The organism is Pseudomonas oryzihabitans (assembly GCF_006384975.1).
Taxonomy (GTDB): domain Bacteria; phylum Pseudomonadota; class Gammaproteobacteria; order Pseudomonadales; family Pseudomonadaceae; genus Chryseomonas; species Chryseomonas psychrotolerans_B.
Genome location: NZ_CP021645.1, coordinates 3761205 through 3784260, shown reverse-complemented (window position 1 = coordinate 3784260; position 23056 = coordinate 3761205). Strand labels below are relative to the sequence as shown.

Genomic DNA, 23056 nt, shown 5'->3' with positions numbered 1-23056 from the left:
CCTACTTCAGCTCCAGGCCACCGCTGGCCTTGTTCAACTCACGCAGATGCTTGCCCAGCAGGTCCAGGTTGGCCTCGGTCAGATCCAGGCCATCCCGTGCCTCGGGCGAGAGCAGCTGGCGGACCTCATTGTTCAGCGTGTCCCTGAGGCTGCGCAGCTGGGCCTGGCGCTTCTGGCTCTCGGCGGTCAGTTGCTGCCATTCGCCCGGCTGCGGCAGGCCATAGCCGGTGGTACCCAGCAATTCGGCGGGCCGGCTCAGGTAGCCGCTGTCCTTGAGGATCTGTTCCAGGGCATTGCCGGCCTTGCCGAAGCGCGCCTTGTCCACCGCGTCCTCACCCAGGTAGCGGTCCTTGAGCTCGGTCTGGGCCTGCAGCAACGCCCGGCGATAGGCCGCCTGCTCCAGCAGCAACAGGGCAGCACTGCCGCGCAGGTCGGCGTGGGCGAAGTAGGCGCGGCGCTGTTGCGGGGTCAGCGCCAGCCAGGCCTCTACATCCGGCTGAGGGAGGCTCAGGCGCTCCTTGGCCACCTTGAACATCGCCTGGAATCGCTCGCGGAAGCTGTCGAAGCGATAGCCCAGGCGCAGCGCCTCGCGCGGATCGTCCAGCACCGAGGTATCCACCAGCCCCTTGATCCTCAGGGCATCCATCAGCCCAGTGGGGGTGATGACGTCGAGCTGGGCAGCCGCCAAACGCGGTACCCCATCGTGCAACAGCTTGAAGGTCTCCACCGCGCAATTGTTGGTGATGAAGTAGTACTGGCCGTCATAGCTCCAGTGCACCTGGGCCGTGCGCTCGAGGAAGTCGGCGATCTCCGGGCGGGTCAGCTTGAGGGGGACCGATTGCAGGCCCCGCAGCTCCACCTTGGTGTATTCGTCCACCACCTGGGCCAGCGGCAACACGAACAGCCGCGAGGGGTAGGAGCCGGTCAGGCCGCGCCAGCTGGAGAGCTGGACATCGTTGACGAAGGCGCGGAACGACAGCACCAGATGGTATTGCAGATCCAGCCGGCAATCCGGCCCACGCGGCCGCCCGGGCGCGCAGACCACCAGGCGCAGCATGCTGTGCCCCCAGCGGCTCATGACCTTCTCGTTACCCTCGGCGAGCAGGTAGTCCACCGCATAGACCCGCTCCGGATCGAGCCAGCCCAGGGGCGCCTCGCCGAAGTCGTTGCCGGCGTTGAGATAGGGATAGCGACCGGGACAGGCGTCGTGGGGCGGCGACCAGCCAAAATGCTCGGCGAAATACTGCTGCAACCCCGGTCGCCGGCAGGCGTAGCTGGGGTCGAGCAGGAAGTACTCCATGTTCACCGCCACGAATTCCTTCGGGTTGGTGAGCTCATAGAGATCGGGACTGCGGGCAACGAACAGATTCTTGGATTCGCGATTACCGTACTTGCGGGTCTTCACCTGCCAACCAGCCAGGTCCAGCAGCCGCGGATCATCCGACAGCGTATAGCTGCGCCCGGCCTGCCCCTGGCATTTCAGCGGCAATTTGTCGGACGTCAGGTCCAGGCCACCGCAGTACAGGATCAGCTGGCGCTGCGCAGGCGTCCAGACCTGCTCACGGTCGTAGAAGTGGGTCAGCTCATGGAGCACCGTGGCCAGCAGCTCGCGATGCTGGGTGCCGTGGGGACGCCCGGTCTGGATCCGGGTATCGCTGCCATCCACCAGGCTCGGCAACAGGCGGCGGTTGAGTTGCAGGGTGTAGCGGTCGGCCTCGCCATAGGCCTCCTGCAATAACTCATCACTCCAGTGCACCTGGATACGCTCATCCAGCGCCGCCTTGAATGTCGGTGGCAGCAACGCCTGGGCTTCATCCAGCAGGTGCTGGGTCGCCTGGACCTGGGCCGGCGTCAGCCCCTGGGTATCGAGTTCGAGGCGCAGGGCGGCCTGGGCCCCACCGAGGGCCAACCCGGCCGCAAGGCCGGCCAGCCACACCCACAGCCGGCCGGCACGGCCGTTCACAGCGCGAGGATGGCTTGAGCCAGCTGCAGATCGTTGGCCTCGCGGGCGGCCGGGAGCTGATCGCGCAGGCTGCGGAAGGCTTCTTCCAGCTGCACGCCACGGATGTCGCCATTGCTGGCGACGAAACTGGCGGCATCGCCACGCGCCGCCTGGATCATCTTGGCATCGCGGATGGACGTGGTGGTATCGGAGGTGAAGTCGATGCTGCGCTGCAGCGCCCGCACCACGATGTTACTGGTGGCCACCAGCGTCTGGGCCTGAGCCAGGCTCGAAACGCCCAGGGTCAGGGCAGCGGCGATAAGCAGGGAACGGCGCATGGATACTCCAGGGATGTCACGGAATTGAAACGGATTACTGACTCAGAATGGCCTGGGCGAGTTCCCGATCGGAAGCGTGCAAGCCGGGATCGGCCGCGCGCAGGGCTCTCAGGGTTTCTTCCAGCTGCGCGCCACGCACGACGCCGTCGGTGGCGACGAAGGTCGCGGCATCGTCCCGCGCCGCCAGGACCAGCTTGTTCTGGAAGGGCGCGGTGGTGAGCTGGCTGGTGCCATAGAGGGTCTTGACCAGACTCTCGGTGGTGGAGTCCAAGGCAAACGCCGGTGCGGCAAGAGAGAGACCGAGCAGCAGCCCGGCAGAACGGCGGAAAAACATGGTTGGCGACCCTCCGGTGGCAGATGGTCGCCAAGGCTAACGCAGCACCCCGCCGCGGGCTAGCCGCCAAGCGGCGCGCCTAGCGTTTCGCGGTGTTGCGCTTTAGATCGCCAGGATCGCCTGGGCCAGCTGTGCATCGCTGGCCTGACGCAGCTGTGGCGCCTGGGTGCGCAGATGATCCAGCGCCGCCTCCAGGCGTACCCCGCGAATATCGCCGGCACTGCCGACGAAACTGGCGGCGTCGTCACGCGCCTCGAGCACCAGCTTGTCGTTCTTGAACGAACCGGTGATGGCCGAGGTGGCATCGGAGGTCGCGTCGATGGCGTTGACGATGATGTCGGTGGTGACATAGAAACTCGACGCCGAAGCGGCGGAGGACAGGCAGAACAGCGCCGCGGCGGCGCCCAGGTGTAGCGTTTTCATGGATGACTCCCGTCTGGATAGGCCTGAGTGAGACTACCGTCAGCGCCAGTAAGTCGCATCCCGGCGCGGAATTTCACTCCCGCCAGAACGGCTTGTCGCCTTCCCGATACTGATCTGCCTGGTTCAGCCCCAGATCGGCCAGCGCTCGGCTGTCCAGTTGCTGCAGCTGCCGACGCGAAACCATGCGGTGCCGCCAGCGGGCCAACAGCCCCAGCAGACGGCCGAGTCCAAGGCGGCAGGTACGCAGGCCGGTGAACGGAGTACTAGACGAAAGGCGGTCCATGGCAGATTCCAGTGAAGCGGCAGGGAGACCCAGCTTCACCGGTAACAGGCAAGCGCAACACCTACAGCCATGCATTACTGTATCTATACAAAATATTTAGATTTCAATCTGTACCTGTCAAACCTGGCCGAACAGCTCTGGCCCGCCCTACTGCGCCGGTCGCGCGGAATGCAGCTGTATCCCTGACCTCCGGCGTACCCCTGAACTGCTCGAATCGCTACAATCGGCTTTTCAGCGCCCATCCGCGAGAGGCACCGCCATGAGCTTCAAAGTTTTCGTCGACGGCCAGGAAGGCACCACCGGCCTGCGTCTGCTGGACTACCTGACCGGTCGCCCGGACATCGAGCTGCTGCGCATCGACGAAAGCAAGCGCAAGGACCCGGCCGAGCGGGCACGCTTCCTCAATGCCGCCGACGTGGCCTTCCTGTGCCTGCCCGACGCCGCCTCCCGTGAAGCGGTCAGCCTGGTCACCAATCCGAACACCTGCATCATCGACGCCAGCACCGCCTTCCGCACCGACAGCAGCTGGACCTACGGCCTGCCCGAGCTGGCTCCGGGTCAGCGCGAGGCGCTCCGCGCCAGTAAGCGCATCGCCAACCCTGGCTGTCACGCCACCGCCTTCATCCTGCTGGCCCGCCCGCTGGTGGACGCCGGCCTGCTGGCCCCGGAGACGCCGCTGTCGGCCTTTTCCCTGACCGGTTACAGCGGCGGTGGCAAGCAGATGATCGCCGCCTACGAAGCGGGTGGCGATGCGCGCCTGCAGAGCCCGCGGCCCTACGCCATGGCCCAGGGCCACAAGCACCTGCCGGAAATGCGCGTGCAGAGCGGTCTGGCCGCGGCTCCCGTGTTCAGCCCCATCGTCGGTCCCTTCCTCAAGGGCCTGGCGGTGACCATTCCGCTGCACGCCAGCCAATTGCGTCCCGGCACCACTGCTGCCGACCTGCAGGCCGCCCTGGCGCGCCACTACGAGGGCGAAGCCTTCATTCGCGTCGCACCGGTGGCGGCCGAGGAGGAGCTGGACAATGGCTTCTTCGACGTCCAGGCCAGCAACGACACCAACCGTGCCGACCTCTTCGTCTTCGGCAACGCCGAGCGGCTGACCCTGGTCGCGCGCCTGGACAATCTGGGCAAGGGTGCGGCCGGGGCGGCGGTCCAGTGCATGAACGTGCACCTGGGTGTCGACGAGGGCCTGGGCCTCGCCAGCGGCCGCTGATCCGGACACGCGCTTTATTCTCGGCCGGGGCGAACCTTTTTCACGGTGCCCCGTCTGAACAGCTGAACGGTTTGGATAGCCGTTCTGCTCCTTTGCTGTTTAGTGTTGGCAGATTCTGGCCCCCGCTTGGGCGGACCAGACTTGGACTCCGGACTTCTCCCCTCCCCCGATGGAAGTCCGGAGTTTTTTTATGCCTCGGCGGCGGGCTCGCCCAGGCCCAGCCAAGCGGCCAGCACCCGTTGGGCGTCTTCCACACCCTGGCGCTTGGGCGCCGAGAACAGCTGGATGCTGGCGGTATCGCCCCAGCCCTGGCGCACGTCGCGCTGCACCTTGAGCAGGGCATTCTTCTGGGCACCGAAGGCCAGCTTGTCGGCCTTGGTCAGCAGGATGTGCAGCGGCATGGAACTGGCCTGGGCCCAGTCCAGCATCAAACGGTCGAACTCGGTCAGCGGATGGCGGATGTCCATCATTAGCACCACGCCGCTGAGCGAATGACGGCTGCTCAGATAGGCTTCCAGGTGCTCCTGCCAGTGCTGCTTGAGCGGGATCGGCACCTTGGCGTAGCCATAACCGGGCAGGTCCACCAGGCGCCGCTCTTCATCCAGGGAAAAGAAGTTGAGCAACTGGGTACGTCCAGGCGTCTTGGACGTACGCGCCAGGCTCGCATGGGTCAAGGTATTGAGCGCACTGGATTTGCCGGCGTTGGAGCGCCCGGCGAAGGCGACTTCCCGGCCGCTGTCGGTCGGACACTGCTCGACCTTGGCGGCACTGATGAGAAAGGACGCCTGCTGGCACAGACCGACGATGGGATTCTTGAAGCTGGACATGGGCGTACTCGCGACCGCGCGGCAAAGCCAGCAGTATATCGGATGCGCCAGATGAGGGCCTTGCCCACCGGTAACCTGAACGAAGCCTGAACATGGCCGGCGTCCGCTGAGCGGGCGACTAGGCGTGGCGATGCGCCCGGCTACAATGCCCGCAGTTCGTCACGCCCGGTTGGTGGGCGTCTCATTCTTTAGGAGTAGCCCCATGCGCAACCTGCTTTTCTCCGCCGTGTTCGCCGCCGCCAGCCTGTTCGGTGCGGTCGCCCATGCCGACGACATCCAAGCCGGCAAGCAATACGTGGAATTGAGCAGCCCGGTGCCCACCTCCACACCCGGTAAGATCGAGGTGGTGGAGCTGTTCTGGTACGGCTGTCCACATTGCTATGCCTTCGAGCCCACCCTCAACGCCTGGGCCAAGAAGCTACCCGCCGATGTCGACTTCAAGCGCGTACCGGCCATGTTCGGCGGCATCTGGAACGTGCACGGTCAGTTGTTCGTGACCCTGGAAGCCATGGGCGTGGAAGCCAAGGTGCATGACGCCGTCTTCGCCGCCATCCACAAGGAGCACAAGAAGCTGGATACCCCCGAGGCAATGGCCGACTTCCTCGCCACCCAGGGTGTGGATCGCGAGAAATTCCTCAGCACCTACAACTCCTTCGCCGTGAAGGGTCAGGTGGAAAAGGACAAGAAGCTGGCCATGGCCTACCAGATCACCGGCGTACCGACCATGGTGGTCGACGGCAAGTACCGCTTCGACCTGGGCTCCGCCGGTGGTCCGGACGAGGCGCTGAAAGTCGCCGACTACCTGATCCAGAAAGAACGCGCCGCCAAGTAAGCTCCGCCGCCGCCGCATCCTGCGGCGGCGACTCCTCAGCTCGTCCCTCCCAAGCGGCCTCCGGTCGTCCTGCACAAACTTTCCCCGTAACGGTCGATACCCTAGCGACTATCAAGTCGGCTAGGCGCCTCGTCGTGCCTGCCTTCTAGCCACCTTGAGCCTATGGAGCAGGCGGATGGAGCGCGCGGACGTCGAACGCTGGAAAAACAAATACCTCGAAAGCCTCGAAAATCTGGAGCGCCTGGAAAGCCGGTGGGAAAACCGTCTCGACCTGGTGCGCCGGGGCCTCGTGCGCAGCAGCCTGGCCGCCGAAGGCAACGACACGGCAGTGGACGCATGTCTGGTCGAGTTGCGCGACATCCTGCGCCGTGACGACAGCGACGCCGACCTGGCCAAGCTCATCCCGCGCCTGGAGCGTACGGTGCTCGATTCCGAGCAACGCCGTGAAGCGCGGGCGCGCCAAGTCGCTGAGGCCTTCGCCGAACTCTGCCGGCTACTCCTGAACCTGGAACTGCCGCGTGAACAGCGCAAGGCGCTCAAGACGTTCGCCAAGCGTGCCCAGGCTGCGGCCGGGCAACCGGGCGAGCTGCCTGCACTGCTGGGTGAGTTCAGCCGGCTCCAGCAACAAGCCTTGAATGCCCTGCAACCCGACCAACCGGCGCGGCCCGGTTTTCTGCAACGGCTGCTCGGCGGTCGTGGCGATCAGCCCGAAAATTCCGCTACTCCGCTAACAGAGCCCGCGACCTCGGTCGCTACAGCTCCAGCCGTCACGGAACCATCAGCGCCCGCCGAACAGCCCGCGCTCGCTGAGTCCACGCCTGTCTCGCTGGAGCCGGCCGCCTCCGCCGACCCCGCCTATGCCCTGCCACCCGTTCCCGAACCTGGCTACAGCGCCATCGCCCCGCACCTCGAGGCCACCCTGCTGCGCCTGCTCGACGACCTGGCCCTGCCCGACAGCCACAAGCCGCAGGCCGAACAGTTGCGCCAGCGGATCCAGGGCAGCCTGAACTGGTACGAACTGGTCCCGGTGCTTGATGACCTGTCGATCCTGGTGCTCGCCCTCAACCATTCCGGTCAGAGCGAATTCCAGCATTACCTGCGCCAACTCAATGAGCGCCTTTCGGCCTTCCAGACCGGTCTGCAGGATGTCCATGTCGAGCGCCAGGACGGCCAGACCCAGGAGCGCGCCTTCGGCGATGCCCTGCGTGGCCAGGTGAACGAGCTACAGACGGAAGTCCAGGGCGCCACCGATCTGGACAGCCTCAAGTTGTCGCTGGATGCCCGTCTCGAAGGCCTGCTGTCCAGCCTGGCCGACCAGCAGTCCCTGCGGGAAACCCGCGAGCAGGCAGCCAACGAACGCCTGACCGCTCTTACCCAACGGGTCACCGCTATGGAGCGCGAAGCCCAACAGTATCGCGGCCATCTGGAAGAGCAGCGGCAAAAGGCGCTGTGCGATCCACTCACCGGCCTGCCCAATCGCGCCGCCTGGAGCGAGCGCCTGGAGCTGGAGGTGGCCCGCTGGCAACGCCAAGGTGGCGACCTGCTGTTGGCCGTGCTCGATGTGGACCTGTTCAAACGCATCAACGATGGCTATGGCCATCTGGCCGGCGACAAGGTGCTCAAGATCATCGGTGGCGAATTGCAGCGCCGCCTGCGCAAGACCGATTTCATCGCCCGCTTCGGTGGCGAAGAATTCGTCGTACTGCTGGGCGCCACGCCCATCGCGGGTGGCGTTACGCTGCTCGAACAGCTACGCGCCGCCGTGGCGGCCTGCCCCTTCCACTTCAAAGGCGAGCGCGTGGTCATTACCCTGTCCGCTGGTCTTGCGGCCTTTGCGCCGGGCGAAGATGCCGATACCGTATTCGAGCGTGCCGACCAGGCGCTCTACCGCGCCAAACGCGCCGGACGCGATCGCCTGGAAGTAGCCTGACCCCTTCCGCCGCTCGCGAGGTAATCGTGCGAAACCCGTTCAAGCTCCTTCCCTGGCTACTCTGTGGCCTGCTGCTGGCCGGCTGCGCCAGCGGTCCACGCATCAATGACGACTACACCTCCCGCGATCAGGACAGTCGGGTGCAATACATCGTGTTGCACTACACCGCCGCCGACTCCAAGCAGTCGCTCAAGCTGCTGACCCAGGCCGGCGTCAGCGCCCACTATCTGATCGATACGGACGGCACCATCTATCGCCTGGTGGACGAGAATCGCCGCGCCTGGCATGCCGGCGCCAGCGAATGGGAAGGCCGTACCTGGCTCAACTCCACCTCCATCGGCATCGAGATGGTCAACCTGGGCTTTCGCGACACCCCAGCCGGGCGCCAGTGGTATCCCTTCACCGAAGCCCAGATCCAGGCACTGATTCCGCTACTCAAGGACATCGAACAGCGGCATGGCCTGGATCGCAGGGCCATCGTCGGCCACAGCGACATCGCCCCGGGGCGCAAGCAGGACCCCGGTCCGCTATTTCCCTGGTCACGGCTGGCCGCCGCCGGCCTGATCAACTGGCCGGACCCCGCCGTGGTCGCCCAGCGCCAGGCCAGCCTGGGCGGCGTGCTGCCGCCACCGGCGTGGTTCCAGGACCAGCTGGCGCGTATTGGTTATGCAGTGCCTCGCACTGGCGTGCTCGATCCTGCCACCCGCGACGTCATCGGCGCCTTCCAGATGAAATACCGGCCAGGACGTTTCGATGGCCAACCGGACCTGCAGACAGCGGCTCTATTGCTCAGCCTGCCCAGCGGTCGCTGAGCGTTTTCAACCCAAAAGAGACGGCCGCCTACTCGCTTCGGAATAGGCGTAGCCCCATCGAACCGCTACAGCCGTACGCTGGCGAAAGTCGATTCGCCCTGCGCCTGGCTCAGAGCCGCCAGCGCCGAGGAAGCTGGCATCAAGGACAGTTCCTGAGACAGTGGCATTAGGGCGATGGGCTGCTGGATGGTCGGACCCTGGCGCTCGTCACGCGGCGGGATACCGAAATATTCGCGATAGCACTTGGAGAAGTGCGGGGTGGAGACGAAGCCGCATACCGACGCGACCTCGATGATCGAGAGCGTGGTCTGCTTGAGCAGCTGCCGCGCGCGGATCAGACGCAGCTTGAGGTAGTAACGTGACGGCGAGCAGTGCAGGTACTTCTGGAACAGTCGCTCCAACTGCCGCCGAGACACATCCACGTACACGGCCAGCTCGTCGAGATCGATGGGCTCTTCCAGGTTGGCTTCCATCAGCGCCACGATCTCCTGCAACTTGGGCTGGTTGGTGCCCAGCATGTGCTTGAGGGGGACGCGCTGGTGATCCTGTTCGTTGCGAATACGCTCGTAGATGAACATTTCCGAGATGGCGGCGGACAACTCGCGGCCATGCTCGCGCCCGATCAGGTGCAGCATCATGTCCATCGGCGCAGTACCGCCGGAGGCCGTGCAGCGATTACGGTCGATGGTGAACAGGCGCGTGCTCAGCACGACGCGCGGATAGGCTTCCTGCAGTGCCGCCAGGGTCTCCCAGTGCACGCTGCAGTCGTAGCCGTCGAGCAGCCCGGCACGGGCCAGCGCCCAGCTACCGGTACAGACCGCGCCCAGTTTACGCCCCTGGCGTGCCTGGCTCTGCAGCCAGGTGCAGTGTTCGCGCGACACGCTCCGCTGGATCCCCACGCCACCGCAGACGATCACCATGTCCATTACCGGAGCTGCGCTCACGGCACTATCGGGAGTGATCTGCAAACCATCGCTGGCCCGCACCGGACGCCCATCCAGGCTCAGGGTGCACCAGCGATAGAGCTCCCGCCCCGACAGCTGATTCGCCATGCGCAGCGGCTCCACGACCGAAGCCAGGGAGATGAGCGTGAAATTATCCAGTAGCAGGAAACCAATGGACTGCATGGCACGAGGCTGTGACGGGGACTGAACGGGCGACATGGTAGGACTCTCCTTCACGCAGGCTGAAGGCCCTTTTTGGGCTCTTTTGAAGTCCGGCAAATGGCCTGAGCCAGGCAATGTGTCGCGGACACATAAGTTATGTCGCAAATCCCATGCCGGAATGAGAAGAACCTTTCACTTCTGAAGCTGTCTGCGCCGGGCAAGCTACGTCGCAGGGCGAAATGGCCTTGATTGAATAGGGTTTTTAGTTGCGACCAAACAGATCTGAGACCGACCTTTTGACAATGGCCTTTGGCCACGTCTGCTACTTCGGTAACACCACAACGTAACGAACACGCGCCAAAATGTGGCAACTCGACCCAGCGAGCACGGTTCTAGGTCAGGCTCCCAACCGCCTGTCGCGCTTCTACTTACTTGCAGCGCCAAGCGGCAAATATCCGTACTAGACGGCTCGGTAAGTGCAGCAGTGAGGTTTTCAACCTTTCTTATCCATGGAGTACTGGATGAAGATCTCCTCTTGCATCGTTCTGTCTGGTCTGTTGCTGTGCACGACCGTTAGGGCCGCCGAACCCGAAAGCTGCCATAACGTGCGCTTCGCCGACGTCGGCTGGAGCGATCTGGCGATCACCAACTCGATGGCGCGCTATCTCCTCGGCGCGCTCGGTTATGACACTGAGGTCATCCGGCTATCCCTGCCGAACAGCTATACCGCCCTGGCCCAGAACGATGTCGATGTCTTCCTCGGGAACTGGATGCCGGCGCAGGCGAAAGTCAGCCAGCCTTTCATCGACAACGGCAGCATCGAGCGACTGCACAGCAATCTCGAAGGGGCCCGCTACACCCTCGCCGTTCCTCAGTACGTCTACGACGCCGGCGTAAAGACCTTTGCCGACATCGCCCGCTTCGGCGATCGCTTCGACCACACCCTCTACGGCATCGAGAAGGGCAACGATGGCAACGCTCTGGTCAAAAAGATGATCGCCAGCAATGCCTTTGGCCTGGGCGGCTTCAAGCTCGACGAATCCAGCGAACAGGGCATGCTGAATCAGGTGCGAATGAAGCACTTGCTGAACAACCAGTGGATCGTCTTCCTCGCCTGGGAGCCACACCCGATGAACCTCAGGTACAAGCTGGCCTATTTGGACGGTGGGGATGACTATTTCGGTCCGCACCAGGGCGGTGCGACGGTCTACACCCTCGTCCGCAAGGGTTACACGCAACAGTGCCCAAATGTCGGCAAACTGCTCGGCAATCTGGTCTTCACCCCGGCCATGGAGAACACCCTGATGGATCGGGTGGCCAACGAGCAAGAGAATCCGCGGCGTGCGGTGCGCACCTGGCTCAAGCAGAACCCCGAGCAGCTGGAGGCCTGGCTCAAGGGCGTCAATACGCGCAGCGGCAACCCGGGAAATGCCGCGGTCAAGGCCGGCCTGGCCAATTGACCATCACCCTTGGCAAGCCTTGCAGAGGTGCCGTTTCGGCTATTCCCTCGCTGTTTTCCCGCCGGGACATCCAGGCGGATCACGAAAATTTCCCACCGTTGCCTCCAGGCTGTGCCGAGGTTCACGGAGTTCAAGCTGGATGCGACATTTCCGCTTCTGGTTACGACGCCGCGTACACTGCTAGCGACGCAGGCGGTAGGCGAGCCTGGGGGGATAGGTTACAGATAAATACACGCGGGGCTCAGCGAAAAGCCACCCGCCAAACTCAAGGAGAGTTGTCATGAAAGGTCGTTCCCGTTGGCTCTTGAGTGTTGCGCTGTCAGCGCCGCTGGCCGTGCTGGCAGCCGAGCCAGCTTCTTGTGACAAGGTCCGCTTTGCTGACGTTGGCTGGACCGATATTACGGTCACCACGGCGGTAACCAGCGAGGTGCTGAACGCCCTCGGTTACCAGACCACGACCAACATGATTTCCGTGCCCGTCACTTACAAGTCGTTGCAGAACAAGGATATCGACGTCTTCCTCGGCAACTGGATGCCGAGCATGGCCGCCGACATCAAGCCCTACACCGACAACGGCAGCGTCGAGACGCTACGCGCCAACCTCGAAGGCGCCAAGTACACCCTGGCCGTACCCGACTACGTCTACGACGCCGGGGTGAAGACCTTCGCCGACATCGCCAAGTATGCCGACAAGTTCGACGGCAAGATCTACGGCATCGAGCCGGGCAACGATGGCAACCGCCTGATCCAGGGCATGATCGACAAGAACACCTTCGATCTGGGCAAGTTCAAGCTGGTGGAATCCAGCGAGGCCGGCATGCTGTCCCAGGTTCAGCGCGCCGAGCGACGCCAGCAGTGGGTGGTCTTCCTCGGCTGGGAACCCCACCCGATGAACACCCGCTTCAAGATGAAGTACCTCTCGGGCGGCGACGACGTCTTCGGTCCCAACTACGGCGGCGCCACCATCTACACCAACGTCCGCAAGGGCTACGTCCAGGAATGCCCGAACGTGGGCAAGCTGCTGACCAATCTGTCCTTCACCCTGGACATGGAAAACCAGCTCATGGACAAGGTCCTCAACGAGAAAGAGACGGCGAGTGCCGCCGCCAAGGTCTGGCTCAAGGCCCATCCGCAGCAGCTTGAGCAGTGGCTGAACGGAGTGACCACACGTGACGGCAAGCCGGGCCTCGCCGCCGTAAAGGCCGCCGGCCTGTAGAAAGCAAGACTGACCTTCGACCGTCCCACGCCGGCTCGGGTGGGAACTGCCGCAGCCGGAGCGGAGTTTTCCGCTCCTTCCTTATCCTGACCAGCTGACGGGCATCGCTATGTTGTTAACAGATCACAAACTCCCCTTGGGCAAGTACATCGCCGACTTCATCGACTGGCTGACGCTGCACGGCGCCAGCGTGTTCGACAAGATCTCCGACGTGCTCTCCACCCTCATCCATGGCCTTACCGCCGGCCTGATGTGGTTCCACCCGCTGGCCTTCATCGGCCTGGTGGTGGTCGGGGTCTATCTGCTGCAACGTAGCATCGGACTCACCGTGTTCGCCCTCGCCGCCCTGCTGTTGATCCTCAACCTGGGCTACTGGCAGGAAACCATGGAAACCCTGGCCCAGGTGGTGTTCGCCACGCTGGTCTGCATCGCCGTCGGCGTTCCCCTGGGCATCCTCGCCGCGCACAAGCCCTGGTTCTACACCGGCTTGCGTCCGGTGCTCGACCTGATGCAGACGGTGCCGACCTTCGTCTACCTGATCCCCACCTTGACACTGTTCGGCCTGGGTGTAGTGCCGGGGTTGATCTCCACCGTGGTCTTCGCCGTGGCCGCCCCCATCCGCCTGACCTACCTGGGCATCCAGGATGTCCCGGCCGAACTCATGGACGCCGGCAAGGCCTTTGGCTGCTCGCGTTGGCAGTTGCTGACCCGTATCGAACTCCCGCACGCCATGCCCAGCATCGGTGCCGGTATCACTCAGTGCATCATGCTCTCGCTGTCCATGGTGGTGATCGCCGCCCTGGTGGGTGCCGATGGCCTGGGCAAGCCGGTGGTGAACGCGCTCAACACCGCGGACATCTCCCTGGGCTTCGAAGCCGGGCTGTCCATCGTCCTGATCGCCATCCTGCTCGACCGGGTGTGCAAGCAACCCGCCCCACGCGAGGTTAAATAAGTCATGACCGCTATTCGTTTCGAACATGTCGATGTCATCTTCGGCAAGCAGAACAAGCGTGCCCTGGAGCTGCTCGACCAGGGCAAGGGCCGCAACGAGATTTTGCAGGAGACTGGCCAGGTACTGGGCGTCGAGGACGCCTGCCTGGAAGTCCAGAAGGGTGAGATCTGCGTGTTGATGGGCCTGTCCGGCTCGGGAAAATCCAGTCTGCTCCGCTGCATCAACGGCCTGAACACCGTGAGCCGTGGCAAGCTGCTGATCGAGCATCAAGGCAGCCAGGTGGATATCGCCAACTGCTCCCCCGCCGTCCTCAAGGACATGCGCACCACCCGCATCGCCATGGTGTTCCAGAAGTTCGCCCTGATGCCCTGGCTGACCGTGGCCGAAAACGTGGGCTTCGGCCTGGAAATGCAGGGCCGTTCGGCTGCCGAGCGCAAGAAGCTGGTCGACGAGAAGCTGGAGCTGGTCGGTCTGACGCAATGGCGCAACAAGAAACCCGACTCCCTCTCCGGCGGCATGCAACAGCGCGTCGGCCTGGCCCGCGCCCTGGCCATGGACGCCGACATCCTGCTGATGGACGAGCCCTTCTCCGCCCTCGACCCGCTGATCCGCCAGCAGCTGCAGGATGAATTGCTACAGCTGCAAGCCAAGGTCAACAAGACCATCGTCTTCGTCAGCCATGACCTGGACGAGGCGCTGAAGATCGGCACCAACATCGCTATCATGAAGGACGGTCGCATCATCCAGCACGGCCGCCCCGAGGATATCGTGCTCAATCCGGCTGACGAATACGTGCGGACCTTCGTCGCCCACACCAACCCGCTCAACGTGCTCAGCGGTTACAGCCTGATGCGTGGTTTGGACAAGTGCGGTCGTGAAGGTAACGAGATCTGCCTGGAGCGCAGCCATGACATCTGGCTGGCCTTGGATGGCCAGGTAGTCAAGGCACTGCGTCGCGGCGGCGAGAGCCTGTCCCTGCAGCGCTGGACCCCGGATATGCCTATCAGCAACCTGCAGCGTCAACCGACCCTGGCGCCGGCCGACATCCGCATGCGCGATGCCCTCGAGATCCGTTATCACACCGGCCACAAGCTGGTGCTGGAAACCGATGGCCGTGCCGTCGGCATCCTGGGCGACAAGGAGCTGTACCACGCCCTGCTGGGTAAGAATCTGGAAAAGGCCGGCGAAGAAGACGTCGCGCCGCCAGCAGTTCGCTCGCAGCTGTCCCAGGCGGGCTGATCGCCGTCGCAAGCGCCCCAGCCTGTCATGCTGGGGCGCTTAAAACCCCACACCGAAGTCCTCTTCTCTTGGCCACTTGATGGCCAGCCATCTCGCGATAGCCGCTCCCTCATCCGCTTGGCAAAACGCAAGGTTCGTTGCTGCGTCCGCCTGCGTCAGAACTACTGCGTTGCGACGTTAGCCTTCCATTGGTCTTGGGCAAGGTACCTTTGGGGTACGGGATGAAGAGCCGCTGCCAGCGCAATTCACGGCCGCTCGAGGCGCGAGCGCTTTCCCACCGTGCGCGCGGACGATGCCGCTCGCCATGCGAGTGACGGGAACGGCATAGGAAGATGAAGGCGAGATCGGACGAGCGGAAGGAAGGGGGCCTCTGCCAGGGCAGGCGCAACGCGGCCCTGGCAGAACCATCAAGGGCGACCGAGCGCCTTAAAGCACCACTGTCCTGCCGGTATTGAGGAAGACTCGCCGATCCAGGTGATAACCCACGGCCCGTGCCAGGGTGAGGCATTCGATATCTCGCCCCTTGGCCACCAGATCTTCGGCATAGTGCGCATGGTCTACGGGTTCGACACCCTGGGCGATGATCGGGCCCTCGTCCAGGTCATTGTTGATGTAGTGCGCCGTGGCGCCCACCAGCTTCACGCCCTTGGCATAAGCCTGGTGATAGGGGCGCGCACCCTTGAAGCCTGGCAGCAGGGAGTGATGGATGTTGATCGCCCAGCCGTCGAGTTGTCGACAGAGCTCGGGGGATAGCACCTGCATGTAACGAGCGAGAATGACCAGCTCAGCACCCGTCTCCTGCAACACCTGCCAAACCTTGGCCTCCTGGGCCGGCTTGTCCTGCGGATCGAGCGGGAAATGGTGATAGGGAATGCCATGCCAGGCCGCCAGCGGCTCGAGATCCGGATGATTGGAGATGACCGCGACCACATCCATGGGCAACTGGCCGATACGCTGGCGATAGAGCAGGTCGTTGAGGCAGTGATCCGCCTTGGAAACCATGATGGCGACCTTGGCCCGATAGCCCGGCGGCACCAGTTCGAAGGTCATGTCGAAGGGCGTGAAGCGCAGATCCAGCCCTACCCGGAACAGGCCTTCGTTGAAGTCGGCGGGCACCTGGAATTCGACCCGGATGAAAAAGCGCTGGGCTTCGCGATCATCGAAGCTGTGATGCTGGGTCACGTAGCAACCCTGCTCGAACAGATAGCGCGTGACCACGTCCACGGTGCCGAGGCGACTCGGGCTCTGGGCGGTGAGAATCCAGGTATCGGGCGTGCGGCTCATGATGAATTCCTTTGCATAGAGATGAAGCCAAAACCACAAAACCCGACCTGCGCATCACGCAGGTCGGGTTCGATAGAGCGCGACTGAACGCAGCGACCGATCAGGCCTCGATGCGCAGTCCGTACTCGGCACTCGCGTCCTGCAGCCACAGCCAGACGTAGTCGGCAAAGCTGCGGCGCACCACCAGTTCCCAGGTGTCTTCTGCCGTGTGGCGGATCACCAGCTGCGACTTGGCGAATACCGTACCTACCGCCTTGCCGACCGGGAAGCTGTTCGGATGGACGTCATAGGAGGTGGACTTCATCAGCACTTCGCGGACCTTGGGGCCCTTGAGTTCGACCAGCGTCTGGCCACCACCGACGTTGACGATGGCGACATGGCGCTCACCGAGCGCCTGGCGCAGGGCTTGCTCGGTGGCGAACTCGGTGCCACCGGGTACCACCAGCAGCCACTCGTCCGGGCCGAGCCACTGCAGCGAGCTCTCTCCCTTCTGGGTGATCGCCAGCGGCCCGGGCACTTCCAGACCGACCACACTGGTCACCGCGCCGGTGAAACCCTCGTCATGGGCATCGCCACGGATGACCAGGTGACCCAACAGGGCCCGCTCGCGCAGGGTAACCCCGGCACTGGCCGGACCCCGTCCAGCCAGCTTGCTCAGCTCGGCGTGGAACAGCGGGGACTCGGCGCGCGCCTTGGCGGAGTATTGATCGTAAACATTGATGTCGTTCATGGGCGCAATCCTCGTTAGGCGACGTTCTGCCGCTCACCCTTGGGGTCGTAGAACACCGGCGAGACGATCTCGGCAGCGACGTAGCGGCCATCGGCCAGCGGGGCATAGACGGTTTGGCCCATGCGGCTCAGGCCACCCTTGACCATGGCCATGGCGAAGCCATAACCCAGGGTCGCGCTGTAGTAGCTGGAGGTGACGTGGCCCACCATGTCCATCGGGATCGGTTGGTTGCGCTCGAACACCAGCTGAGCGCCTTCCGGCAGGACATCGCGGGCATCCAGCGGCTTGAGGCCCACCAGTTGCTTGCGGTTCTCCCGTACGCAGTCCTGGCGATGCATGCCGCGCTTGCCGATGAAGGAGAAGCTCTTGTTCAGGCTGACGGCCCAGCCCATGCCCAGGTCCTGCGGCGTGACCGAACCATCGGTGTCCTGGCCGATGATGATGAAGCCCTTCTCCGCCCGCAGCACGTGCATGGTTTCGGTGCCGTAGGGGGTGAGATCGAACTCCTTGCCCGCGGCAACCACCTGCTCCAGTACGCCCATGGCGTAGTTGGCCGGCACGTTGATCTCGTAGGAGAGCTCGCCGGTGAAGGAGATGCGGAACACCCGTGCCGGTACGCCACCCACCTGACCTTCCTTCCAGGCCATGAAGGGGAAGGCGGCATTGTCTAGGTCGATATCGGTCAGCTTGGCCAGCAGCTTGCGGCTGTTGGGGCCGGACAGGGTCAGGGTCGCCCAGTGGTCGGTGACCGAGGTGAAGTACACCTCCAGCTCCGGCCATTCGGTCTGGTGGTACAGCTCCAGCCACTCGAACACGCGTGCCGCGCCACCGGTGGTGGTGGTCATCAGGAAGTGGTTGTCGGCGAGACAGGCGGTGACGCCGTCATCGAAGACCATGCCGTCTTCCTTACACATCAGGCCGTAGCGCGCCTTGCCGATGTCCAGCTTGGTCCAGGCGTTGGTGTAGACGCGGTTGAGGAATTCCCGCGCGTCCTTGCCCTGGATGTCGATCTTGCCGAGGGTGGAGGCATCGAGCAGACCCACGCTGCGGCGGACGGCCAGGCACTCGCGGTTGACCGCGGCATGCAGGTCCTCGCCCGCCTTGGGGAAGTACCAGGGCCGCTTCCACTGGCCGACGTCCTCGAACAGCGCGCCCTGCTTGAGGTGCCAAGCGTGCAGCGCGGTGTAGCGCTTGGGTTCGAACAGGGCACCGCAGTGGCGACCGGCGATGGCGCCGAAGGTCACCGGGGTGTAGTTCGGGCGGAACATGGTGGTGCCGACTTCCGGGATGGCCTTGCTCTGCACGCGAGCGGCGATGGCCAGGCCGTTGATGTTGCCCAACTTGCCCTGGTCGGTACCGAAGCCCATGGCGGTATAGCGCTTGACGTGCTCGATGGACTCGAAGCCCTCGCGGCAGGCCAGCTCGATGCCAGCGGCGGTCACATCGTTCTGCAGGTCGACGAACTGCTTGGGCGCCCGCGAGGACGGCTTGTCGTGGGGCACCTGGAACAGGGCCAGGGTCGGCTCTTCCTGACGGTATTCGGCCTGGGGCAGTTCGCCGCTGACCACCTGGGCACCAGCCTCGGCGGCAGCGGTAGCGCCGGCCTCGAAGCCATCGGCCAGGACGTCGCCCAGCGAGAAGACGCCATTCACGGCACCGGCGCACACGCGCTTCTGCGGCGCCGGACCGGGCACGAAGGCCTGGATGTCGTCACGCCACAGCGGACGGCCGCCCAGGTGCGACGCCAGGTGCACCACCGGACTGTAGCCGCCGGAGGTGGCGATGAGGTCGCAGTCCAGCCACTCGCCCGCACCCAGGGTACGGAAGGCGGTCAGGTCGATGGTGGCGATCTTGGCACCGGTCACCCGGGTGCTGCCGCGGGCTTCGCTGACGGCGGTGCCGCCCATGACGCGCACGCCACGCTTGCGCACTTCCTCGACCCATGCGCCACGCGGATTGGGACGCGCATCGGCGATGGCCACCACCTGGCGACCGGCTTCGAGCCAGTCCAGGGCCACGCGGTAGGCGTAATCGTTGTTGGTGGACAGCACCAGACGCTGGCCCGGCGCCACGGCATAGCGACGGATATAGGTGGAAACGGCGCCCGCCACCATGTTGCCCGGCAGATCGTTGTTGGCATACACCAGCGGACGCTCATGGGCGCCGGTGGCCAGCACCACGCGAGTGGCGCGGACGCGGTGCAGGCGTTGACGCACCTGACCATGGGGGGCGCGATCGCCCAGGTGGTCGGTCAGGCGCTCATGAATGGTGAGGAAGTTGTGGTCGTGATAGCCATTGACGGTAGCGCGCGGCAGCAGCACCACGTTGTCCAGGGCCTGCAACTCGGCAACTGCCTTGGCCACCCACTCCACCGCCGGCGCGCCATCGAGACGCTCGCGGCTGTCCAGCAGGCTGCCACCGAATTCTTCCTGCTCGTCGGCCAGGATCACCCGGGCGCCACTGCGACCGGCAGCCAGAGCGGCAGCCAGGCCGGCGGCACCACCACCGACCACCAGCACATCGCAGTGCTGGTTGAAGTTGTCGTAGGTATCCGGATCGACCTGGGTCGGCGCACGACCCAGACCCGCCGCCTTGCGGATGTACTTCTCGTAGGTCATCCAGAGGTTTTGCGGATACATGAAGGTCTTGTAGTAGAAGCCGGGCGGCATCATCTTGCCGCCGACCTTACCGAGGATCCCCATGAGGTCATTGTTCACGCTCGGCCAGCCATTGGTGCTGGCGGCTACCAGGCCCTGGTAGAGGGCTTGCTGGGTGGCGCGGACGTTGGGGATCTGGGTGGCTTCGGTCGCGCCGATCTGCATGATGGCGTTGGGCTCTTCGGCGCCCGCAGCGACGATGCCGCGCGGCCGGGAGTACTTGAAGCTGCGGCCGACGATGTCCACACCGTTGGCCAGCAGGGCCGAGGCCAGGGTGTCACCCTTGAAGCCCTGGTAGGTCTGACCGTTGAAGGTGAAGGTGATGGCCTGGCTGCGGTCCAGGCGACCGCCCTGGGTGAGTCGATGGACCTGGCTCATGTGCGCTCTCCTCGCTCGGCGGTGAAGCGGGATTGCTCGCCGATCGGATAGGTTTCGAGAATTTCGTAGGTCTCGGTATTACGGGTGACGTTGAAGTACTGGCGGCAACCCGAGGCGTGCACCCAGAGTTCATGACGCAGACCGCGCGGGTTGGTACGGAAGAACATGTACTCGCCCCACTCCTTGTCGCTGCAGGCTTCGGGATCCAGGGGGCGCGCGATGTGAGCTTCGCCGGCCGCGTGGAATTCTTCTTCGGAGCGCAACTCCCCGCAGTGGGGACAACGGATGTACAACATGCTCGGGCTCCTTAGTGCGCGACGGCCGCAGCGCCGTGTTCGTCGATCAGCGCACCGGTGTGGAAACGGTCGATGGAGAAGGGTTTGGCCAGCGGATGCATCTCGCCCGCGGCGAGCGACGCCGCGAAGACGTTGCCCGAACCGGGGGTAGCCTTGAAGCCACCGGTGCCCCAACCGCAGTTGAAGAACAGGTTCTCCACCGGGGTCTTGGAAATGATCGGGCAGGCATCCGGGCAGGTGTCCACGATGCCGCCCCACTGGCGGTTCATGCGCACCCGCGAGAGGATCGGGAACATCTCGACGATGGCCTGCAGGGTGTGCTCGATCACCGGGTAGGAGCCGCGCTGGCCGTAGCCGACCCAGCTGTCGATACCGGCACCGATCACCAGGTCGCCCTTGTCGGACTGGCTGATGTAGCCGTGCACCGCGTTGGACATGATGACACTGTCGATGATGGGCTTGATCGGCTCGGACACCAGCGCCTGCAGCGGGTGGGATTCCAGCGGCAGACGGAAGCCGGCGAGCTTGGCCATGTGGCCGGAGTTACCGGCGGTGACCACGCCGACGCGCCGGGCGCCAATGAAGCCACGGGTGGTTTCCACGCCGATCACCTTGCCATCCTGCTTGCGGAAGCCGGTGACTTCGGTCTGCTGGATCAGGTCGACGCCCAGGGCATCGGCCGCGCGGGCGAAGCCCCAGGCCACGGCATCGTGACGGGCCACACCACCGCGGCGCTGCACCGTGGCGCCGAGGATCGGATAGCGGGTGTTCTTGCTGCAGTCCAGGTAGGGGATCTCTTCGGCCACCTGGCGGGTGTCGAGCAACTCGCCGTCCACGCCGTTCAAGCGGTTGGCGCTGACCCGGCGCTCGGAGTCACGCATGTCCTGCAGGGTGTGGCAGAGGTTGTAGACGCCACGCTGGGAGAACATGACGTTGTAGTTGAGGTCCTGGGACAAGCCTTCCCACAGCTTCATGGCATGCTCGTAGAGCTGCGCGGATTCGTCCCACAGGTAGTTGGAGCGAACGATGGTGGTGTTGCGGGCGGTGTTGCCACCGCCGAGCCAGCCCTTCTCGATCACCGCGACGTTCTTCACGCCGAATTGCTTGGCGAGGTAGTAGGCGGTGGCCAGGCCATGGCCGCCACCGCCGACGATGACCACGTCGTAGACCGGCTTGGGCGTCGGCGTGCGCCACATGCGCTGCCAGTTCTCGTGATGGCTCAGGGAGTGCTTGAAGAGGCCGAAGCCGGAATAGCGTTGCATCTGGAGACTCCTACAGACGACTCCCCTTTCCCGGCGAAGGGGAAAGGGGTGGGATAGGGGCTAGGCCCGGACGGCGGGATTAGCGATAGACCGGGTAATCCCGGCACAGCTCGGCAACCTGGCGCGCCACCTGGGCTTCCACGTCGGCATCGCCGAGGTGGTCGAGGATGTCGCAGATCCAGCCGGCCACGCGCTCGCTCTCGCTGACGCCAAGGCCGCGGGTGGTGAGGGCCGGGGTGCCGATGCGCAGACCCGAGGTCACGAACGGGGACTGGGGATCGTTGGGTACGGCGTTCTTGTTCACGGTGATGCAGGCGCGACCCAGGGCGGCGTCCGCGTCCTTGCCGGTGATGCCCTGCTTGATCAGGCTGACCAGGAACAGGTGGTTGTCGGTACCGCCGGAAACCACGTCGAAGCCACGCGCCTTGAACACGCCGGCCATGGCCTGGGCGTTCTTGATCACCTGCTGTTGGTAGGTCTTGAAGGCGGGCTCAAGGGCTTCCTTGAAGCACACGGCCTTGCCGGCGATGACGTGCATCAGCGGGCCACCCTGGGCACCCGGGAAGACCGCGGCGCTGAGCTTCTTTTCGATGTCGGCGTTGGCTTTGCAGAGAATCAGGCCACCGCGCGGACCGCGCAGGGTCTTGTGGGTAGTGGTGGTGACCACGTCGGCGAAGGGCACCGGGTTCGGGTAGACACCGGCGGCGACCAGACCGGCCACGTGGGCCATGTCGACGAACAGCAGGGCACCCACGCTGTCGGCGATGTCACGGAAGCGTTGGAAGTCCAGGGTCTTGGAGTAGGCGGAGAAGCCCGCCACGATCATCTTGGGCTTGTGCTCCTGGGCCAGGCGCTCGACTTCGTCGTAGTCGATCAGGCCGGTATCGGTATTCAGGCCGTACTGCACGGCGTTGTAGAGCTTGCCGGAAGAGCTGACCTTGGCACCGTGGGTCAGGTGACCACCGTGGGCCAGGCTCATGCCGAGGATGGTATCGCCGGCCTGCAGCAGGGCCAGGTAGACGGCGGCGTTGGCCTGGGAACCCGAGTGCGGCTGGACGTTGGCGTAGTCGGCGCCGAACAGTTGCTTGGCGCGCTCGATGGCCAGTTGCTCGACCTTGTCGACGTACTCGCAGCCACCGTAGTAGCGCTTGCCCGGATAGCCTTCGGCGTACTTGTTGGTCAGCACGCTGCCCTGGGCTTCCATGACGCGTTGGCTGGTGTAGTTCTCCGAAGCGATCAGCTCCAGGTGATGCTCCTGGCGCCGCGCTTCCTCGCCCATGGCGGCGAATAACGCATCATCGTAGCCCTGGATTTGGTCCTGCTTACTGAACATCGCGGCGCTCCTAAATTGTGTGGCGGTGAAAACCACCCCCTTGGCGGCGATGGTAGGCCTGGGAACTTCCCCCAAGATGCCTGTTTACGCCGCAGGCCGGCGCGTTTGCGACAGCCGTCGAGTGCCCCTTTTTTACCGCTCCTCGGCGTCGATAAAGTCTTCTTAGTGAGGGCCGATAAGTCGTCCTATATCCCCAGAACAGCGAGCTC

At 64.2% G+C, this 23056-nt stretch carries 21 protein-coding genes; 8 read left to right on the top strand and 13 right to left on the bottom strand.

The window, feature by feature from the left end; translation table 11 throughout:
* Position 1: 1 nt before the first annotated feature.
* The 5 genes from CCZ28_RS17070 to CCZ28_RS17050 all read right to left on the bottom strand — a co-directional run bounded on the left by CCZ28_RS17070 (position 2) and on the right by CCZ28_RS17050 (position 3320).
* Complete coding sequence (locus CCZ28_RS17070; protein ID WP_140219907.1) at positions 2-1963, bottom strand: DUF7844 domain-containing protein; 1962 nt, start codon at positions 1961-1963, stop codon at positions 2-4.
* Entirely contained in the window at positions 1960-2280 is a 321-nt protein-coding gene (locus CCZ28_RS17065) for a DUF2388 domain-containing protein (RefSeq protein ID WP_058763100.1), read from the bottom strand. The genes CCZ28_RS17070 and CCZ28_RS17065 overlap by 4 nt, the downstream gene beginning before the upstream one ends.
* Positions 2281-2314: 34 nt before the next feature.
* Positions 2315-2614: a DUF2388 domain-containing protein gene (locus CCZ28_RS17060; protein WP_140219905.1), complete on the bottom strand. Its 300-nt coding sequence runs from the start codon at positions 2612-2614 to the stop codon at positions 2315-2317.
* Positions 2615-2716: 102 nt separating this feature from the next.
* Complete coding sequence (locus CCZ28_RS17055; protein WP_058794409.1) at positions 2717-3037, bottom strand: DUF2388 domain-containing protein; 321 nt, start codon at positions 3035-3037, stop codon at positions 2717-2719.
* Positions 3038-3110: 73 nt separating this feature from the next.
* On the bottom strand, positions 3111-3320 hold the full coding sequence (locus CCZ28_RS17050) for a DUF1127 domain-containing protein (RefSeq protein ID WP_140219903.1): 210 nt from the start codon (positions 3318-3320) through the stop codon (positions 3111-3113).
* A 259-nt stretch (positions 3321-3579) separates the two neighbouring features.
* Between CCZ28_RS17050 and argC the strand changes: the two genes are divergently transcribed.
* Positions 3580-4533, top strand: a complete 954-nt coding sequence (argC, locus tag CCZ28_RS17045; protein WP_140219901.1) for an N-acetyl-gamma-glutamyl-phosphate reductase — start codon at positions 3580-3582, stop codon at positions 4531-4533.
* Positions 4534-4721: 188 nt separating this feature from the next.
* Here argC and yihA read toward each other — a convergent pair whose 3' ends face one another.
* Positions 4722-5360: a ribosome biogenesis GTP-binding protein YihA/YsxC gene (yihA, locus tag CCZ28_RS17040; protein ID WP_140219899.1), complete on the bottom strand. Its 639-nt coding sequence runs from the start codon at positions 5358-5360 to the stop codon at positions 4722-4724.
* Positions 5361-5562: 202 nt separating this feature from the next.
* Here yihA and CCZ28_RS17035 point away from each other — a divergent pair, with 202 nt between their 5' ends.
* The 3 genes from CCZ28_RS17035 (at position 5563) to CCZ28_RS17025 (ending at position 8934) form a co-directional block, all read left to right on the top strand.
* The gene (locus tag CCZ28_RS17035; RefSeq protein ID WP_140219897.1) at positions 5563-6192 is read left to right on the top strand and encodes a thiol:disulfide interchange protein DsbA/DsbL; all 630 of its coding nucleotides are present in this window, start codon (positions 5563-5565) and stop codon (positions 6190-6192) included.
* A gap of 175 nt (positions 6193-6367) precedes the next feature.
* Complete coding sequence (locus CCZ28_RS17030; protein WP_140219895.1) at positions 6368-8122, top strand: GGDEF domain-containing protein; 1755 nt, start codon at positions 6368-6370, stop codon at positions 8120-8122.
* Positions 8123-8148: 26 nt separating this feature from the next.
* On the top strand, positions 8149-8934 hold the full coding sequence (locus tag CCZ28_RS17025; RefSeq protein ID WP_140219893.1) for an N-acetylmuramoyl-L-alanine amidase: 786 nt from the start codon (positions 8149-8151) through the stop codon (positions 8932-8934).
* A gap of 65 nt (positions 8935-8999) precedes the next feature.
* Here CCZ28_RS17025 and CCZ28_RS17020 read toward each other — a convergent pair whose 3' ends face one another.
* Positions 9000-10097: a GlxA family transcriptional regulator gene (locus tag CCZ28_RS17020; protein WP_140219891.1), complete on the bottom strand. Its 1098-nt coding sequence runs from the start codon at positions 10095-10097 to the stop codon at positions 9000-9002.
* Between the two features lie 464 nt (positions 10098-10561).
* Between CCZ28_RS17020 and choX the strand changes: the two genes are divergently transcribed.
* The 4 genes from choX (at position 10562) to choV (ending at position 14907) form a co-directional block, all read left to right on the top strand.
* Entirely contained in the window at positions 10562-11500 is a 939-nt protein-coding gene (choX, locus tag CCZ28_RS17015) for a choline ABC transporter substrate-binding protein (protein ID WP_140219889.1), read from the top strand.
* Positions 11501-11780: 280 nt separating this feature from the next.
* Positions 11781-12716: a choline ABC transporter substrate-binding protein gene (locus CCZ28_RS17010; RefSeq protein WP_140219887.1), complete on the top strand. Its 936-nt coding sequence runs from the start codon at positions 11781-11783 to the stop codon at positions 12714-12716.
* Positions 12717-12825: 109 nt separating this feature from the next.
* Positions 12826-13668 (top strand): choline ABC transporter permease subunit, encoded by an 843-nt coding sequence (gene choW, locus CCZ28_RS17005; protein ID WP_140219885.1) that lies wholly within the window; start codon positions 12826-12828, stop codon positions 13666-13668.
* Between the two features lie 3 nt (positions 13669-13671).
* The gene (choV, locus tag CCZ28_RS17000) at positions 13672-14907 is read left to right on the top strand and encodes a choline ABC transporter ATP-binding protein (protein ID WP_140219882.1); all 1236 of its coding nucleotides are present in this window, start codon (positions 13672-13674) and stop codon (positions 14905-14907) included.
* Between the two features lie 426 nt (positions 14908-15333).
* Here choV and purU read toward each other — a convergent pair whose 3' ends face one another.
* From purU to glyA, 6 genes are all read right to left on the bottom strand, one after another.
* Complete coding sequence (purU, locus tag CCZ28_RS16995) at positions 15334-16191, bottom strand: formyltetrahydrofolate deformylase (protein WP_058763072.1); 858 nt, start codon at positions 16189-16191, stop codon at positions 15334-15336.
* A 100-nt stretch (positions 16192-16291) separates the two neighbouring features.
* Positions 16292-16921, bottom strand: coding sequence for a sarcosine oxidase subunit gamma (locus CCZ28_RS16990; RefSeq protein ID WP_058768396.1), 630 nt, complete (start codon positions 16919-16921; stop codon positions 16292-16294).
* A 14-nt stretch (positions 16922-16935) separates the two neighbouring features.
* Positions 16936-19956: a sarcosine oxidase subunit alpha gene (locus tag CCZ28_RS16985; RefSeq protein ID WP_140219880.1), complete on the bottom strand. Its 3021-nt coding sequence runs from the start codon at positions 19954-19956 to the stop codon at positions 16936-16938.
* Positions 19953-20252, bottom strand: a complete 300-nt coding sequence (locus tag CCZ28_RS16980; protein ID WP_140219878.1) for a sarcosine oxidase subunit delta — start codon at positions 20250-20252, stop codon at positions 19953-19955. Before CCZ28_RS16980 ends, CCZ28_RS16985 begins: the two co-directional genes overlap by 4 nt.
* An 11-nt stretch (positions 20253-20263) precedes the next feature.
* Positions 20264-21514 (bottom strand): sarcosine oxidase subunit beta family protein, encoded by a 1251-nt coding sequence (locus tag CCZ28_RS16975; RefSeq protein ID WP_058768398.1) that lies wholly within the window; start codon positions 21512-21514, stop codon positions 20264-20266.
* Between the two features lie 79 nt (positions 21515-21593).
* Positions 21594-22847, bottom strand: coding sequence for a serine hydroxymethyltransferase (gene glyA / locus CCZ28_RS16970; RefSeq protein WP_140219876.1), 1254 nt, complete (start codon positions 22845-22847; stop codon positions 21594-21596).
* Between the last annotated feature and the right edge of the window lie 209 nt (positions 22848-23056).